The following is a 15,001-nucleotide window of genomic DNA, read 5'->3' on the forward strand; positions in this document are numbered from 1 at the left end:
AGCCGTAAGCTAGTGTAGCGTTCTGTTCTTGATGGAACCTATATGAATTCGGCGTCTCCAATGCTCTACTGCGACCACAACGTGGAGAGAGCGAGTGCGAGTTGCCCCCGAGATCATGTTGACCGACGAGGAGCGAACCAAGTTGACGAGGCTGGTTCGGTCAAAGCTCACGAGCGTGAGGCTGGCGCAGCGCGCGCGCATCGTGCTGCTGGCCGCCAACGGAATGCAGAACAAGGACATCGCCGAGCAGTTGGGAATCGGACGCGTGCAGGTGTCGCGTTGGCGTGAGCGGTATGCACAATCGGGGGCTGGCCGGTATCGAACGCGACTTGCCGCGCGGTGCGCCGCCGGTGAAGGTGGACACGGCCGCGGCTGGTGGAACTGACCACGCAAAGCCAAGCCCGAAGCAGCCACGCACTGGAGCACGCGCAAGATGGCCGCCGAGTTGGGCGTGAGCGCCAGCACCGTCATGCGCCATTGGCACGCCCACGGGTTGAAGCCGCACATCGTGCGCGGCTTCAAGGTCTCGCGCGATCCGAAGTTCGTCGAGAAGCTTGAAGACATCGTTGGCCTCTACATGTCGCCGCCCGAGCACGCGCTGGTGCTGTGCTGCGATGAGAAGAGCCAGGTGCAGGCGCTGGATCGCACGCAGCCCGGCTTGCCGTTGAAGAAGGGGCGTGCGGCCACCATGACGCATGACTACAAGCGCAACGGCACGACCACGCTGTTTGCCGCGCTCAACGTGCTCGATGGCCAAGTCATCGCCCAGTGCCAGCAGCGCCACCGCCATACCGAGTGGCTGAAGTTCCTGCGCAAGATCGACCGCGAGACGCCAAGGACAAAACGCTGCATCTGATCGCCGACAACTACGCCACCCACAAGCATCCTGCGGTGCAAGACTGGCTGGCCAAGCATCCTCGATTCAACATGCACTTCACACCCACCTCGGCATCATGGCTGAACATGGTCGAGCGGTTCTTTCGCGACATCACAACCGAGCGACTTCGCCGCGGCGTATTCACCAGCGTGCCGGAACTGGTCGACGCCATCAACGAATACATCGCTCACCACAACACCAACCCCAAGCCGTTCATCTGGACCAAGAGCGCTCGCGACATCCTACAGAAGGTCATTCGCGCCAACCGCCGCTTAAGTTCCAAACAGAATGGAACGCTGCACTAGCGAGGTAGGCGTTCGCGCTGTTTTCCGAGAGCGCCTGCATTGCAGTGTTGGCTGATTAGGCCGCTTCTCTGCGATGAGGAAGCGCTTTGGTTCTTACCAGCCAAGCCGGTGTACGACCGCGACCGGACCACGTTTTGCCGGTTTTGGGATCCATGTACTTGGGCGGCAATGGGGATTTCGCCACGGTGTTACCGCCATCCTTCGCAGGCCGCCCGCGACGACGCTTTGTAGCAATATCGAGTCGGAGCCGGCCAGGAAACAGCCTGCCTTGGCAGCCTGTTGCGCTGCAGGCGCGTGAACACCCGGTCAGCCCAGAGCGCTTGATCGGTGCGGCTGCTGGATAGCCGCGACTCATATGGCTCCACTACGTCGTCTGGGGCGACCAGGCCAAGCTTCGCACTCAGGATCGCCAGGCGAGCTGGTGGCGCACGCAGTAGGCCACCGAGAACCTGAAGAGAGCGCCCTGATAGAGCTCGCGAGCCGGGGCTGCGTGGTCCAGCTTCCTGCCACAACAGGCCACGAGGACCAGCGTGTCGGCAGACGCTTCCGCGCGGGGCGGGCAGTCGAGAGAGAAGGACATGTCAGGGATTGCCGTTAGTGGAGCGATCAGAATGGCAAGTCGGCCTACACCCACGCAAACTGGTCCAGCGACACCCCGCGTTCAAATTTATTGAGCCTCTCTTCGCCGTAGGAATAATGTGGAGTGGTACGCAATTCGGAATAAGCGGCTAGCCCGCCCCAAGCGAACGTCCTTCAAAACCATTGAACCCACGCTCACTTTAGCTGACTTGAGTTGCGATTATATTTGCGAGTACCATGCTAAAACGAAAGAAAAAAGGCGCCTATTTGCGGCGCTTCCTCGAGGTCTGCTGAGACCCGATCCAGCCGGAGTCAATTCCATGCCGTTCGTTCTCCCCGCCGTCAAATCGCCATCGACCAATGAAGGGGAGCAGCGGCGTCCGACGCCGGCAGCAAGTCCGCGATCGTTCAGCTTTTTCGCTCGTCCGCCGGCCGCCGCACCGGCCAATGTGGCGCCGCCGAGCAATACCACGCCGACAGCACCGAGTGGGGAACAGCCGCGTGAGAGCACGGCTGCGCCGGCGCGGCAGCCGGCGCCAAAGCCTGCTGCTGTCTCCGGCCCGCCCGGTTCAGTTTTGGATCCGCCCGCACAGCGGCGACACCGGTTCAGGCGGCGCAGCAAACTCCGCAGGCCGCGTCCTTCGGCACTGCGGCCACCCCGCGGGCCACCGCAACGGCTAGAGCAGCGGCATCGGCCAAAGGCTTCAGCTTCGGGTCGACCTCGCTGCGCCCCGCTGCCCAGGCAGCGCGAACCTACACCGATCAGCAGCGCGCGATCATCGAGGCGCAAGCTGACATCGTAGTGGCGGAGGCATATGCCGGCACCGGAAAGACCACCACCGCCGTTGGCTTTACCGAGGCGCGCCCCGACCTGCGGACCTTGTACCTGGCATTCAATCGCGCCAACGCCAAGGCCGCGCAAGGCAGGTTTCCAAGCCACGTTACCTCAATGACTACGCACGCCCTTGCGTACTCCGTGCTCACGCAGGACCAGCGCTCGCGTGTGGAAAACATCTGGAAGCCGGCGACCATGCGCAAAGACATGGCCGTCATCGGCCTCGATGTCCGGTACCGCGAGGCGGCTATCACCCAGCGCATCCTGGCCAGCTTCTTCGCCAGCAGGGATGCTGAGCCGACTGCAGCGCACGCCGATGAAGCGCGTAAGGTCCTGAATGCACAGGACTTCACGGTCGAGCAATGCGTGCGATATGCGAACCGCGTTTGGGGTGCCATGAAGGACAAGAGTGGCCGGATCACGATTCCGCATGACGCCTACCTGAAGATGTTCGTGCAAAGCAAACCCAATCTGGGCTACCAGATGCTCGTCTTCGACGAGGCACAGGATGCAAACCCCATCACGGCTCAGCTGGTCGAGTTGCAGCGGGAGTTCGGTACGAAGCTGCTGTACTTGGGAGACCGCCACCAGTCGATCTACGCGTTCCGCGGCGCGACCAACGCCATGGAGGGTTTGCCTGCGAACGCCACGGTGCTGCCGCTCACTCAGTCCTGGCGCTTCGGACCGAAGACGGCAGGAATTGCGAACCAAATTCTTTCTGAGCTGAAGGGCGAGACCAATCAGATCGAGGGCCTGGGCAGTGACGCACCCTGGCGCGAGGGCGCGCCGTATGCGTTGCTCTCTCGTTCCAACGCGGAGCTGATCAAACAGGCAGTTGCCCGGCGGGGCCGCGGGGTGCACTGGGTTGGCGGGATCGAGGGTTACAAGGTGCACATCCTCGAGGACGCGTGGCGCCTTCGCTCCAACCAGCGAACCGATATCAGGGAGCCATTCATCCGGGACAACTTCACGTCCTGGCAGGAGTTCGAGGATTACGGCGAGGAGACCAAGGATCCTGAGGTGAAGATCCTGGTTGAACTGGTCGACCAGTACCGTCATGAGATTCCGCAGCTCGTGGCGGAACTGCGCGCCAACGAGGAGAAGAGCGACAAGTTCGCCGACTTGGTTGTCGCCACGGGACACAAGGCAAAGGGCCTCGAGTGGGACCAGGTGAAGCTTGCGGACGACTTCACCGTGCTCGAGAAGGCGGAGCAGTCCATGGCGGACTTCGGTCGGATCGGCGCGCAGGAGGCAATGCGTGACGATGGCACTGATCAAGAGCTCAACCTGCTCTATGTGGCGGTCACGCGCGCGATGAAGTCTTGCCAGCTCAACACCGAGACCTTGGCGTGGATTGCGGATCTACCCGCGCATCGACAGCGGCGGGATGAAGCGGACATGAGGGTGGCAGCAGCCGCCCGACAGCGTCTCGGCGCCGAGGCCGTGAGAGTGCGCAGGGAGATCCTGGAGGTGACGGACAACGCCTTCATCCACCTGACGCCGCCCCGATTCTAAGTTTCTCCGGGGCGCCTGCCAGCCCGTCGCCCCCGTTTTCAACCCACCACCACCCATCCACACCTGTTCGAGGGAGATTAGATGACCACGCTCACCATTCTGCAGAACGCTGGCGGCATGCATGCCCACGCCAACCAGATCCTGGCCGGCACGTTCGGCGCGATCGACACCACCGGGAAGTTCCACATTGACCCCGCGCTGGTGCCCGCCTCCTATTTCTTCTCTCTGATGCGCAATGGTGTTGCGGTGCAGCCCGGCGACGTGACCACCATCGAGGCCGGCGACGCCGTCGTCAACGCAGTAAAAGCCATGTTGACGCATAGCCTGGGCGAGCGCTGGCAGGAGGCATACACGCGCGCCGGCCAAGTCGCCGCCCGCCGACCGATTCCGGGCAACGACGTAGCGCAACTCACCGACGGCGTGACGCCTGCTGTCGCGGGCCAGATCCAGGCAATCACGAGCTCCCCGACGGTGATTGCGCAGGCGCTGGCCAGCGAGGGCGAGATTGCGGGCGAGGGCGTGCGCCAGGCTCTGGAGGGGTTTGCCTGCCAGCCGTTCGAAGTCGGTGTCGCGCTGAAAAACATTCGCGTGGACATCTGGCGGGAGGACGAACACCCGGATAGCGAAGACCGGCTGGATGCGGACGATGAGACGATCTACCGATTCCTGGAGCAGCCCACCGATGAGCACTTTGCTGTATCGACCTCGGCCGATGCCGTTACGGCTGGCTGGTCGGACGAGCGATTCTCCCCGGTTGTTGCCCTGGCAAACCCCGCCCCTGCGATCAACGCTGGCGGTGCGAGCGACGCCTATGCCGATGTCGGAGCGACCATGCGGGTCATGGCACGCAGCGCCGAAGAGGCCGCAGAGATCGCGGCGGCCGTATTCAGCAATCCGCAGCTGCGTCACATGTTCGTCAACAACATCAATTTTGCCGCGGACCAGATCTACCGAGTCGACCAGGCGCCGAATGATGGCGAGTGGGCCGGGCAGACCGCAACGGAAACCGCTGACGACGTGATCAATCGTGCACGGGAGCGATCGCGCGAAGGCGGGTGGGGAATCTAAGCAGAAAAAAAAGAAGGCGCCCGGATGAGCGTCCTAAGCAGAAAGCCCGGGCTCAATCGGGCTCGGAAGTGGATCGCAGTATAGCACCATATAATTCGGCGTAGCGTATCAACACGAAGTTCAAAGATATTTTTGAACCAATGAGCGCGCGAGCCAAAGAGCGATTGATGAAGATTCGGAAGGATCTGCGGTCGATGCCGGCCGACCTGCCGTCGGCGTTGATTGGCGATGGCGGGCACGCAGAAATTGGTACGCATGACAACGGGCCGCGGTACACAGATGCTGCTGTGCTCGCATCCAGAGGTGCGACTGCCTCAGTGGGTGCCGCGGCCGGCGGTAAGGTGGAGGGCGCAGCGCGAACGTCATTCCGTTTTGGTCAGGCGGCAAAAGCCACCGAGCCGGCGCAGGAGCCGCCTATGAGCGCTGATGCGACGACCGCCGCGGAGATCCCACGTATCGGAGCAGATCGGCTGCCTGGCGCGCGGCCAAGCTTCAGCTTTGCTGCACGTCCGCCGGTCGCGCATAGCGCCGCGAGGGACGCCCGGCCGGCCGAGCACTCGTGCGACAGCGGTTCCGCCGAGGGGCAGTCGCCGCGAGCGGGGCCTACCTGGAAGCCAGCGAAGAAGTCACAGAGGTTGGCAACTTTGAGGCGCCGCCGGCGTTGGAGGTGGACGATCTCGATGCACCATTTAAGCAGGCCGAGTCGGCGGGGACGGTCCGTCGCGCGCGGTTCGACGCGCGTGTGGCTGCCCGCAATGAGACCTCGCCGCCGGCGTACTTTGGCTTTCAGGGCCGCGGTGAAGAGGGCGGGAACCAGCCCTGCGGCATACCTGGGAGTGCGTTTATCGGATATCCGTCCGACCTTCCGATCGGGACGGCCTTCTCGCGGGCCGTTTGGGCACGCGCAACACGTCAGGCGGGGCCGGAGCACGCAGTTGTTGAGATTCGCACGGCCCACGGCGGCGCGGCGATGGTCGTGGTTCCCTGGAGCCAGGCAGGCTCTACCCACGGAAGCAACTTCAGCCCGTGGCCCGAGATCGACCGCGCACTGCTCGTTGAGGTCCAGCATCGAAGCTACGCGGAGCAAGGCTATCGGAGCGTCCGGGTCGGCACCGCTGGTTTCCACAAAGAATTGGGGATTGTGGAGATCGCGCGGCCCGATCTCGCCGCGCTCAAGCGTGAGTTGGGCGGGGAAACCGACCGCGTCTTCTATGCAACGGTGCAGATTGCGGCCGATCCGGGTTCACCTCACTCCCCCGGTCAGACCGAACGGGAGTTCTGGGTAGTGCTCTCGGAGGATACGGTCCGCCGCCTGGCAGCAAGGGGGTATCGCCAACAGATCGAGCCGAGGCAACGCACCCTTGGCATCTGGCATAACGGAATACTTGCTGCCGGCGGCCGTCCGGAGCTGCGGCTCGCCGACGAGAATGCTGGTCTGCAGGCATTGCCGCCTGCGGCCCCGCCGAACCCGGCGCCGGGTTCATCGCTCGATGCCAAGTGGTCGGAGGCGGAAGGCGACTTCGTGCTGGACACCGTCGAGCGCCTGCTGGCCGGCGGGACTCCGACTATCCAGGCGGAGGAGGCCGGGATATGGGAATTGTATGAGCACCGCAGGGTGAAGCTGGGCCTGCCGGAGTCGGCACGGCCGGCGTTCCTGCAAGAGCCATTCAATGCCGGCGCGCAGTGCCCTGATGCACCGTCACCTGGTGAATCCAGTGTGGCTCCCGGTGAGATCCGCCGGGTCGAGGCCACCGGCGAGCTGCCGGCCAATTCAGAGGGTGACGATGTCGTTGCCGAGCCGCCCCGGAGTCCTCGCTTTGCGTTTGGCGGGCGACCGCGTAGTTGAGGAGAGAGTAAATGCCAATCGATTTCCGAGCGCTTCTTGATCCCGCGAGGATCCGCGAAGCCGAAGCCATACGTGCGGAGCAGGAACGGGTGCAAGCTGCCCGTGACGCCAGGATGCGAGCCGCCCTCGCTGCGCTTGGGCACGCGGAGGTGGCGAGCCGCCTGAACGAAGCCGAATCCAGGTTCGTGCGGCAGGCAACTGCAAGGTGGTACAGCTCCGGATACCTGACCGAAGCGCAGACGAATTGGGTAATGGATCTGGCGGGCCGCAACAGCCTGATATTGCTGGATCCCGCCGGAACGTACGTCCTGCATGATGTGAATGGATATATCGTGCGATCGGAGAGCCGATCCGGCGGCTCGATGGTGGTGGTGCCCGACGTCGACACACTCGTCGAGCACGCCAAGGACGCGAGCTGGTCTGATCGAGACATCGGCGCCATTCAGCAGCGATGGGGCGGGCGGCAAAACCAGGCTACGCACGTTGGGCGATTCAGGTTCGGCGCAGCCGGGCAGGCTTCGACTGAGGACTCTCTTTGCCGCCAAGAGCGCCAAAGAGCTTGAGCATAGGAAGCCAGACGATGAAACAGGCTTTGACCGTCAACATGCATGTCGCCGACATGAAGCGTGCTCGCTCGGCGGCGGACCGGCTCGGAATGGGGTTTGAGGAATACGTCCTGCTGTGCGCGCACCTGATAGGTTCCGCAGTACTCGAGGGGCGGAAGACCATTGAGGTACCGGCTGGGTCTGCAAATACCGAGAACTGGAACGAATCGGGGTTGAAGTGCGTGCGAAGAATCTACGAGCAGGTGGCGGCCTGATGGCCGTATTACTCATGGGAACCGCCCTGCTCAGCGCTTGGGGATTGGGGCCCTTGAGACAGACAGAAGGGCTCCAAGCGGGCTTGTTCTGTGCCGGCTTGGTGCTGCGTTACCTAATCTAGAGAGGCCGCCAGCAAGCGGGGGACTGGGCCAACCACGTGCGACCTTGGCACGCCGGGCTGTCCAATTCCACGAGGACAAAGCCACCTCTGGCGCGCTTATGGAGCGTTCTTCTTGGCCTCTCTACTATCGCAAGCGGCTTGTCGCTTCACAATCGCATTCAGCGTGTCGACAAATGCCAGCGAAAGCCTCGACAGCGGCTCGATGTTGACATTGTAGATTTGCACTGAGGCATTTACTTCCGTACGCACAGGCACTGCGACAATATTCCGCCAGGCTTGGCCAAATACCGTCATGGCGTCGACAAGGGCGATGTCCGCGCCAGCCTGTGCCAAGAATCCCATTGTGGCGCTAATCCCGACGGGACACCGGCTTAGCACGCGGGCCTGGGGACGTCCGCAGGATCTCGTGCACGAGGACCTGATCTGCTACGGGTCGGACGTGCCAATCAGCCTGCTGGTGCACCACGTTTTCGGCAAAGAATGCGCGCAGCCCGATGTCAAGGTGCAGGTAGAACAAGCGCATGTGGCACGCGCCCAGCAGCCGGGCTCCAGATTGGGATGGGACAGCGGCATATTTGACACGGCCAAATCCACCTGCCCTGACAGGAGGGTGCGCAACATGTTGCTCGCGATCTGCGTGCGAACCACAACGCGCACGGCGGGATGAGCCCTTGCGGAAACTTGCAATGGGGTTTGGCAGCAACGTCTATCCCATATTCGGACTGCAGGAGATTCTTACGCTGCCGGTGCGATTGGCCACCAAATCTTCTGCCACCCCGTTCACGCGCTCCACTCCTTCGTAGACGGCATTCACTTCACCTAACAGTCGACGGGCCTCGGGCGTAGGGTGCAGGCGGCCCTTTGTGCGGACAAACAGGGTCAATCCAAGCCGTTGCTCAGTGTGCGCCATCAGTCGACTGATGGCGGGCTGGGAAACAAAGAGCAGCTTCGATGCGCCACTGATCGACACGGTCAGCATGACTGCGCGAAATACCTCGAACTGGCGAAGGTTCATCTTCATGATGATTAACGTGGTGTTAATGGCCTCAGACAAAAAAGCATAAGGCGGTTAAGTGGCCTGTGTTTACACTGCGTCCCATGGATTCAGCGCGCGCCGCAATGAGCCATGCGGCACATGGTGTGATCAACTGCCGGACAGGAGACTATATGGGCAGCCTCAATTGGAAACCGCCGGTGGCACCCCCGAGCAACTCGCTGCGACCATCCAGAAGGAAAGCCGGCGCTGGGCCGCCCTGATCCGCCAGCGACAGATTTCAGCGGAGTGAGCGCAGTACTTACTCCCGCGCCTTTCCTGACGAGCGGCTGACTACCTCCGTGAGGTAGTCGTGATACTGGTCTTCGCGCTGCGGTCGGCGGCGCCGTAGCGCCGGCCGTGCCTTGGCTCTGCCAGGGCCAAGATGTCCGCGCCACGCTGTCCTAATCCTCTTCTTGTCTGAACATATTCGCTCCCATAGTCCGGGACGCGGTAACGCACATCTTTTGTCAAAATTTTATTGAGCGAGCGATGAAACGCAAAGTATTGGTGTTCCGTAGCAGACGAGCTCTGGCATTCGGCCGCTCTCTCGGCCTTGCCGCATTCGCGACCTGCATGGCATTTCCTGCCCTTGCCGACGTCGAGCTCGACGGCCGGAACGCTACCCCTGAATCCATCGTTCGCATCGCTCGCGGCGAGCCTGTCCGCATTTCGCCGGCGGCACGTCAGCGCGTCCGCCAGGCTCACGACGTCTTGCTGGATGCCGCCCGCGCAGGCAAGCAGATCTATGGGCTGACCGTCGGCGTCGGTCTCAACAAGGACCGGTCCATGGTCGATGCCAAAGGCGAGCTGACCAATGAAATCGTTGAAGCGTCGCGTCGCTTCAACATCGCCCTGCTGCGCGCGCATAGTGGTGGCGCCGGACCCGACGCGCCGGTTGTCGATGTCCGCGCCGCGATGGCTGCTCGCCTGAATGCCTTGCTTTCCGGCGGTGGCGGCGTGCAAGAAAATATCGTCGACGCGTACGTTCGCTTCCTGAACGAGGGCATTACGCCCGCGATCCCGTCCATCGGCTCCATTGGCGAGGCAGACATCACGATCCTCAGCCATGTCGGCGTGGCTATGCTTGGAGAAGGCGACGTGTACTATCAGGGCCGTCGGCAACCGGCGTCCGGCGTTCTTCTGACTGTCGGTATTGCACCGATTCAGCCGTTTGGCAAGGACGGCCTGTCCATCCTCAGCTCCAACTCCTATGCCTCTGGCCTGGCTTCGCTGGCGCTGGTGGATCTTGCGAATCTGAGCCGGCACTCAAAGCTCGTCTACGCGTTGAGCTTGCAGGCGCTCAACGGCAATGTCTCGCCGTTCCTGGAAGACTCGCTCGCCCTGCGGCCATTCCCGGAGACAGTCAAAGCCGGGGCGGAATTACGCCGTCTGTTGAGCGGTTCCAGTCTCTGGAACCAGGATGCGTCCCGCCGTCTGCAGGATCCGCTCAGTTTCCGCACCGGTGTTTTCCTGATTGGCGAACTGGATCGCACACAGGCGGAATTGCGCGCACTGCTGAACGTGCAGTACAACGCATCGGATGACAACCCGGGGGTGGCAATTGGTGTGAAGCCACGATCGGCCCGATGGCAAGAGCAGCAAAGCTATCTGCCCAAGGGCGGGGCAGTGCTCCCCACCGCAAACTTTGTGCCGTTGCCTTGGGTACTTGCGTTTGAGCAGACTGCGATTGCGCTAGGGCATCACTCGCTGGCATCTGCCCAACGCATCGGACGCCTGAACGATCCCAACTTCACGAGCCTTTCGCGGTCCCTCGGCACTGAAAATACGGTCCATGCGTTCGGTGCCATGGAGAAGCCCGCTATCGCGCTCGCCGCGGAAAACAAGGCGCTGGCGCTACCGGTTTCGATGGATTTTTCGCCATCCTCCGGCAACATTGAAGATGTCGCGACCAACGCTCCCGCCGTCGTGCAGCGCGTACGCAAGCAGATCGACAACGCCTATGCACTGCTAGCCATTGAAACCGTCCATGCCGCACAGGCGGCAGAACTGCGACGCCGCAAGGATCCCGGGTTCACGTTGTCGCCCGCCACCCAGGCGCTGGCCGATGCCTTGCGCAAACGCGTGGCCTTTCTCGAGCAAGACCGTCCCCTGACAGGCGACTACCGGGCGGCGGCCGAAGTGCTGCGAGCCTATATGCCCTGATCTGGCCAGCGGCACAACCAGACTACGCCGCGTGGCTTCTTCCGCTGATGCGGTGAAGTCACGCCAGGCGAGATGCGGCAGGGCACGGCGCTCTTGCCAGCCCGCTGAACGCCCATTTTCCAAAAATAAAAGGCTTGTCAAAGGAGGGGAAGCTCATGAAGAAGCAATTCTATGCAGGCATGCTGCTGGCGATGGGGTCCCAGTTGGCTACTGCAGAGTCGTCTGTCACGCTCTATGGCGTTGGCGACGTCGGATTTGAGTACCTGACCAATGCCGATGCAGCTGGGAGCAAGCAGCTTCGCATGGCAAGCGGAAACGTTTCGGGCTCGCGCTGGGGCCTACGCGGGGTTGAGGATCTTGGCGGCGGCAGCAAGGCCGTCTATGCGCTCGAAAGCGGCTTCGATCTGGACACAGGGATGGGCCAGGGTGGTCGGCTCTTCGGCCGACAGGCTTATGTGGGACTGGAAAACCAGTGGGGACGTGTTACGCTGGGTCGGCAGCAGAATGCGCTCTTTGACCTGTTGATCAACTACGATCCGACGGGACTTGCAACTCGGTACTCGGCGTTTATGCTAGACCCCGCCCTGGTTGGCCGTTACGACAATACAGCAAAGTACTCAGGAAAGTTCGGGCCAATCACCGCAGTGGCACTATACAGCTTTGCACGCGGCACCACCGTGACGAGTGGCACCGGCAGCGCCTTCGCAAGCGAGTCTCCTGGGGACGTCAAGAGCGATCGCACACTCGGCGGCGGCCTAGAATACGCAGCCGGCTCATTCGGCGCGACGGTGATCTATGACCAGCAACAGGGCACTGCCGGCATCTCCGGACAGAATTCCGGCCAGGCTGACCGGCGCCTTGCGGCGGCCGGCAACTACATGCTGGGACAGTCGACGATATCCGTGGGCTACCGTTGGTTCAGGGGGGACGTCGGCGTTGCCCCGGGCGGTCAGGCGCGCCGCAATGATATCTATTGGCTCGGCTACCGCCTGCAAGTGTCGCCAGCAGTGGGTCTCGCAGCGGCAGGCTATTACTTCAATGACAGGAACTCCGGGCAGGATCCATGGAGCCTCGTGGCGTCGGTCAACTATGCCTTGTCCAAAAGAACCGACGCATTCCTAACCGTGGGCTATGCGCACAACAAGGACAATTCACGCCTTGGGTTGAATGGATTTGGCACGGTGACCACAGGGCAAAGCCAGACAGGGGTCACCATTAATCTCCGACACAAGTTTTGATTGGGGCCAGCGGTAAGTACGGCTATCTGTTCGAACCAGCCGCTCCTTTCGGAGCGGTCGGATGTCTCAGAAGGGTCCGGTACCGCCGGCCGCCCTTCGATCGCGACCCTCCCTTGGCGGCCATCCACGGAGGCTCGCCAACCACTTCCCGTAGAAACTCGAACGTCGGCGTCGACCAGCTTACGGACCTTCGCTCGAAATACATCCGACTAGGTCCGCTAGTCGGGCTGGTTCACGCCCAAATCCTCGCGGCTTTCGGGCTGTTACGCACTGGTAATGGCGCTGTCGCGGGCGCCGTAATGTTCGATGACTTGCACGATGATCTTTAGCGTCTCCTCCAGATGATGGACGGTCTGGCGCTTTGCGACTTCCACATCTCGTCAAACTCGGCTGCTCTCTCGTCTGCTGGAACATCTTCAGGCGCGCTGAGCAGTCTCTTTGAAACGATCTCTCAGCAGCCAAAGGTAACCGGCTGCAAGCCTGCTGGCGTCGGAGTTGTGTGAGCAATGCTCGGCCAGTGCCGCGTCCGGATTGACCTCGCCGCCAAGCGTGACAATGCCAGCTCGTAGGTGAAGGATCATCTCCTGGGGCAGGATAACGAGGAGACGGGCAAGAGGTTGTCTCGGTAGGCCGTCGCACAACAATACTGTCAGGCGAGGGTCCGCGGCGCGCTCCCATGCGTCCATCGCCTCACGCGGGCAAACTATCGGCCCGGCCGCCACCAACCAGATGTCGTCCCCATCCTCCCCGAATAGCACTGTCACGGATCCTATGGGATTACCGTCGGCCTGATGCAGGCCGACCGCAGCGATGCGTGTCTCGGCAAGCGCCGTGGGGCGCGGGATCGCTTCGGTCGGCTCAACGACCAGCGTCAGCCCCGTAAGCGGGGAGAAGTAGGCGAACTGCGGCATACCGGTCACTCAGATATCGGACCGCGCCACGCGACCCATGCCGCGCAACCGGTGATGGCTACAGCATCGAGCGTGGCCGCATTCGGAGTCGGCATTGCCATAGCCGTCGCCGTAGCAACGGCTCCGGCCAGAATAAGGGAGATGCCCATAATGGTCAGATAGCCAAGGTCAACCCGACGTCCGACTTGGGGATGGTCCTCGTCGGGCACCTCTGGCGCAGGAGCAACCGGTGCAGGCAGAGCGACATGGTGCTCTGGCCCCTTCGTGGCGGCGATCTCGAACATGGTGTCAGCCTCGGCCTGGGCAAGAGCCTCGATGCGGTCGAAATAGGCGTAAGCGGTCCTGCTTGCAGAGTGGAGTTCCATAGAGATGTCTTATCGACACGACGAGTTCCGACTAAAGCCATCCGATTATATTTCGGCGCAAGTTGACACAACGAAATAAAAAGAGGCAGAATCGCACCCGTAATTCGGAGCGCGCTTGAACGCGCGTAGACGCGCTTGAAGGCGCTTTAAGGCGCTAGGACGCGCTTGGGTGGCACGGTTCGGCGGTCACTGGCGGGCGGGTGCCCGCCAGCGCTGCCATCAAATCAGATCTCGAGGAAATCATGGCGAGCAACCAATTCAATGACGTAGGCGGCGGCGTACATCCGGTCGGTGTGGACGACGGTCACTTTGGTATCAAGGTTGTCGCTGGGCCTGGCCGCTCTTTCGTCATGCCGGCCCGCGCCTGGGCAGGGAAGCTGTTGACGGCGCAGTTCCATGACAGTCAGGCCCCCGACAATGTCTACGAAACGGCGGACGGCGAGTTTGTTACCATCACAGCGAGCGACGTGGCGGCACCCGCAGTTGATACCCGATCGGCGGATTACCCGACCTCGAGCGTGAACCGCGCCCTGGTGGCGCATGCGCTGATCGAAGCCGGCGCGGCCGGCCACCAGGTGTCTATCGTCACCGGCCTGCCGGTCGACCGGTTCTACCTGCGAGGAAGCAAGAACGTTGAGCTGATCGAGGCAAAGAAAAGCAGTCTGCTGCGGCCCCTCGCTCGTCCGGCGGGAGCCGAAGGTCTGGCGCCGCTTGCTACGGTGGTGGACCACGCAGTGATCTCCGAAGCGGTGGCTGCGTTCCTGGACGCTCAGCTCGACTTCGATGGCAACGAGGATCCGGAGTTCAGCGAGATCTCAGAGGTCATGCCGGTGGCGGTTGTGGACGTCGGGGGCAAGACTACGGACATCGCTGTCGTCCGGGAGGGCGGGGCTGGGCTCTATTCGGAGAAGTCCGGCACAGCAGAGGTTGGCGCGCTCTACCTCTATGACCAACTCGACCGCCGCCTTCGCGAGGCCTTCCAGCTGAAGGAAGAGGTTCCCTTTGCCTATCGCAAGCGTGCAATTGAGACCGGCACCTACATGCTGTACGGGAAGAAGCACGACGTCAGCGAAATGGTGAGCGACGCACTGGATGACTTCGCGGTGCAGGTTGGCCACGAGGTTTCGAAGCGCCTGAAAGATGCCAGCATCTTCGGTCGTACCCTCTTCGTCGGAGGTGGGGCACGACTGCTTGCCAGCCGTCGCGCCCAGGTCTTCCCGGGCGTTCCCGCCGAGGGCATCTGGATCCCCGACGAGCCCGAATTCGCCAACGCGCGCGGCATGTACAAAGCCGCCTACGCAAGCCTCTTCCAACGGTGAGC

At 62.2% G+C, this 15,001-nt stretch carries 13 protein-coding genes and 3 pseudogenes; 10 read left to right on the forward strand and 6 right to left on the reverse strand.

The window, feature by feature from the left end:
- The first annotated feature begins 94 nt into the window (after positions 1-94).
- Positions 95-1,182, forward strand: a pseudogene (locus K307_RS00005) (IS630 family transposase).
- A 66-nt stretch (positions 1,183-1,248) separates the two neighbouring features.
- On the opposite strand, the pseudogene K307_RS48735 reads toward K307_RS00005, so the two are convergent.
- Positions 1,249-1,420, reverse strand: a pseudogene (locus K307_RS48735) (H-NS histone family protein); the annotation flags it as partial.
- Positions 1,371-1,762 (reverse strand): annotated as a pseudogene (locus K307_RS50750) (DUF6884 domain-containing protein). The pseudogenes K307_RS48735 and K307_RS50750, both read right to left, overlap by 50 nt.
- 723 nt (positions 1,763-2,485) lie before the next feature.
- Between K307_RS50750 and K307_RS00015 the strand changes: the two are divergent.
- The 5 genes from K307_RS00015 (at position 2,486) to K307_RS00035 (ending at position 7,845) form a co-directional block, all read left to right on the forward strand.
- Positions 2,486-4,111: a UvrD-helicase domain-containing protein gene (locus K307_RS00015; RefSeq protein ID WP_080744781.1), complete on the forward strand. Its 1,626-nt coding sequence runs from the start codon at positions 2,486-2,488 to the stop codon at positions 4,109-4,111.
- Positions 4,112-4,192: 81 nt separating this feature from the next.
- Positions 4,193-5,179, forward strand: a complete 987-nt coding sequence (locus K307_RS00020; protein ID WP_042875518.1) for a hypothetical protein — start codon at positions 4,193-4,195, stop codon at positions 5,177-5,179.
- A gap of 667 nt (positions 5,180-5,846) precedes the next feature.
- A complete protein-coding gene (locus tag K307_RS00025) occupies positions 5,847-7,025 on the forward strand; it encodes a hypothetical protein (RefSeq protein ID WP_196251494.1) in 1,179 nt (392 codons plus the stop codon).
- Positions 7,026-7,036: 11 nt separating this feature from the next.
- Complete coding sequence (locus K307_RS00030) at positions 7,037-7,588, forward strand: hypothetical protein (RefSeq protein WP_042875520.1); 552 nt, start codon at positions 7,037-7,039, stop codon at positions 7,586-7,588.
- 17 nt (positions 7,589-7,605) lie between these two features.
- Positions 7,606-7,845, forward strand: a complete 240-nt coding sequence (locus K307_RS00035) for a hypothetical protein (protein ID WP_042875521.1) — start codon at positions 7,606-7,608, stop codon at positions 7,843-7,845.
- Positions 7,846-8,063: 218 nt separating this feature from the next.
- Here K307_RS00035 and K307_RS48740 read toward each other — a convergent pair whose 3' ends face one another.
- On the reverse strand, positions 8,064-8,309 hold the full coding sequence (locus tag K307_RS48740; protein WP_230625373.1) for a hypothetical protein: 246 nt from the start codon (positions 8,307-8,309) through the stop codon (positions 8,064-8,066).
- A gap of 64 nt (positions 8,310-8,373) precedes the next feature.
- On the opposite strand from K307_RS48740, the gene K307_RS48745 reads away from it, so the two are divergent.
- Positions 8,374-8,634, forward strand: coding sequence for a hypothetical protein (locus tag K307_RS48745; RefSeq protein WP_230625374.1), 261 nt, complete (start codon positions 8,374-8,376; stop codon positions 8,632-8,634).
- A gap of 39 nt (positions 8,635-8,673) precedes the next feature.
- On the opposite strand, the gene K307_RS48750 is transcribed toward K307_RS48745, so the two are convergent.
- A complete protein-coding gene (locus K307_RS48750) occupies positions 8,674-8,988 on the reverse strand; it encodes a LysR family transcriptional regulator (protein ID WP_230625375.1) in 315 nt (104 codons plus the stop codon).
- A 588-nt stretch (positions 8,989-9,576) separates the two neighbouring features.
- Here K307_RS48750 and K307_RS00045 point away from each other — a divergent pair.
- Positions 9,577-11,166, forward strand: coding sequence for an HAL/PAL/TAL family ammonia-lyase (locus K307_RS00045; protein WP_051974520.1), 1,590 nt, complete (start codon positions 9,577-9,579; stop codon positions 11,164-11,166).
- A 155-nt stretch (positions 11,167-11,321) separates the two neighbouring features.
- A complete protein-coding gene (locus K307_RS00050; RefSeq protein WP_042875524.1) occupies positions 11,322-12,404 on the forward strand; it encodes a porin in 1,083 nt (360 codons plus the stop codon).
- 416 nt (positions 12,405-12,820) lie between these two features.
- Here K307_RS00050 and K307_RS00055 read toward each other — a convergent pair whose 3' ends face one another.
- Both K307_RS00055 and K307_RS00060 read right to left on the reverse strand, forming a co-directional pair.
- Positions 12,821-13,315, reverse strand: a complete 495-nt coding sequence (locus K307_RS00055) for a hypothetical protein (RefSeq protein WP_042875526.1) — start codon at positions 13,313-13,315, stop codon at positions 12,821-12,823.
- Between the two features lie 5 nt (positions 13,316-13,320).
- Complete coding sequence (locus tag K307_RS00060; protein WP_042875527.1) at positions 13,321-13,680, reverse strand: hypothetical protein; 360 nt, start codon at positions 13,678-13,680, stop codon at positions 13,321-13,323.
- Between the two features lie 242 nt (positions 13,681-13,922).
- Between K307_RS00060 and parM the strand changes: the two genes are divergently transcribed.
- Positions 13,923-14,999 carry a ParM/StbA family protein gene (gene parM, locus K307_RS00065; protein ID WP_042875528.1) on the forward strand — a complete coding sequence of 359 codons (1,077 nt, stop codon included), beginning with the start codon at positions 13,923-13,925 and terminating at the stop codon, positions 14,997-14,999.
- Positions 15,000-15,001 lie beyond the last annotated feature (2 nt).

The organism is Cupriavidus necator A5-1 (genome assembly GCF_000744095.1).
Lineage (GTDB): Bacteria > Pseudomonadota > Gammaproteobacteria > Burkholderiales > Burkholderiaceae > Cupriavidus > Cupriavidus necator_A.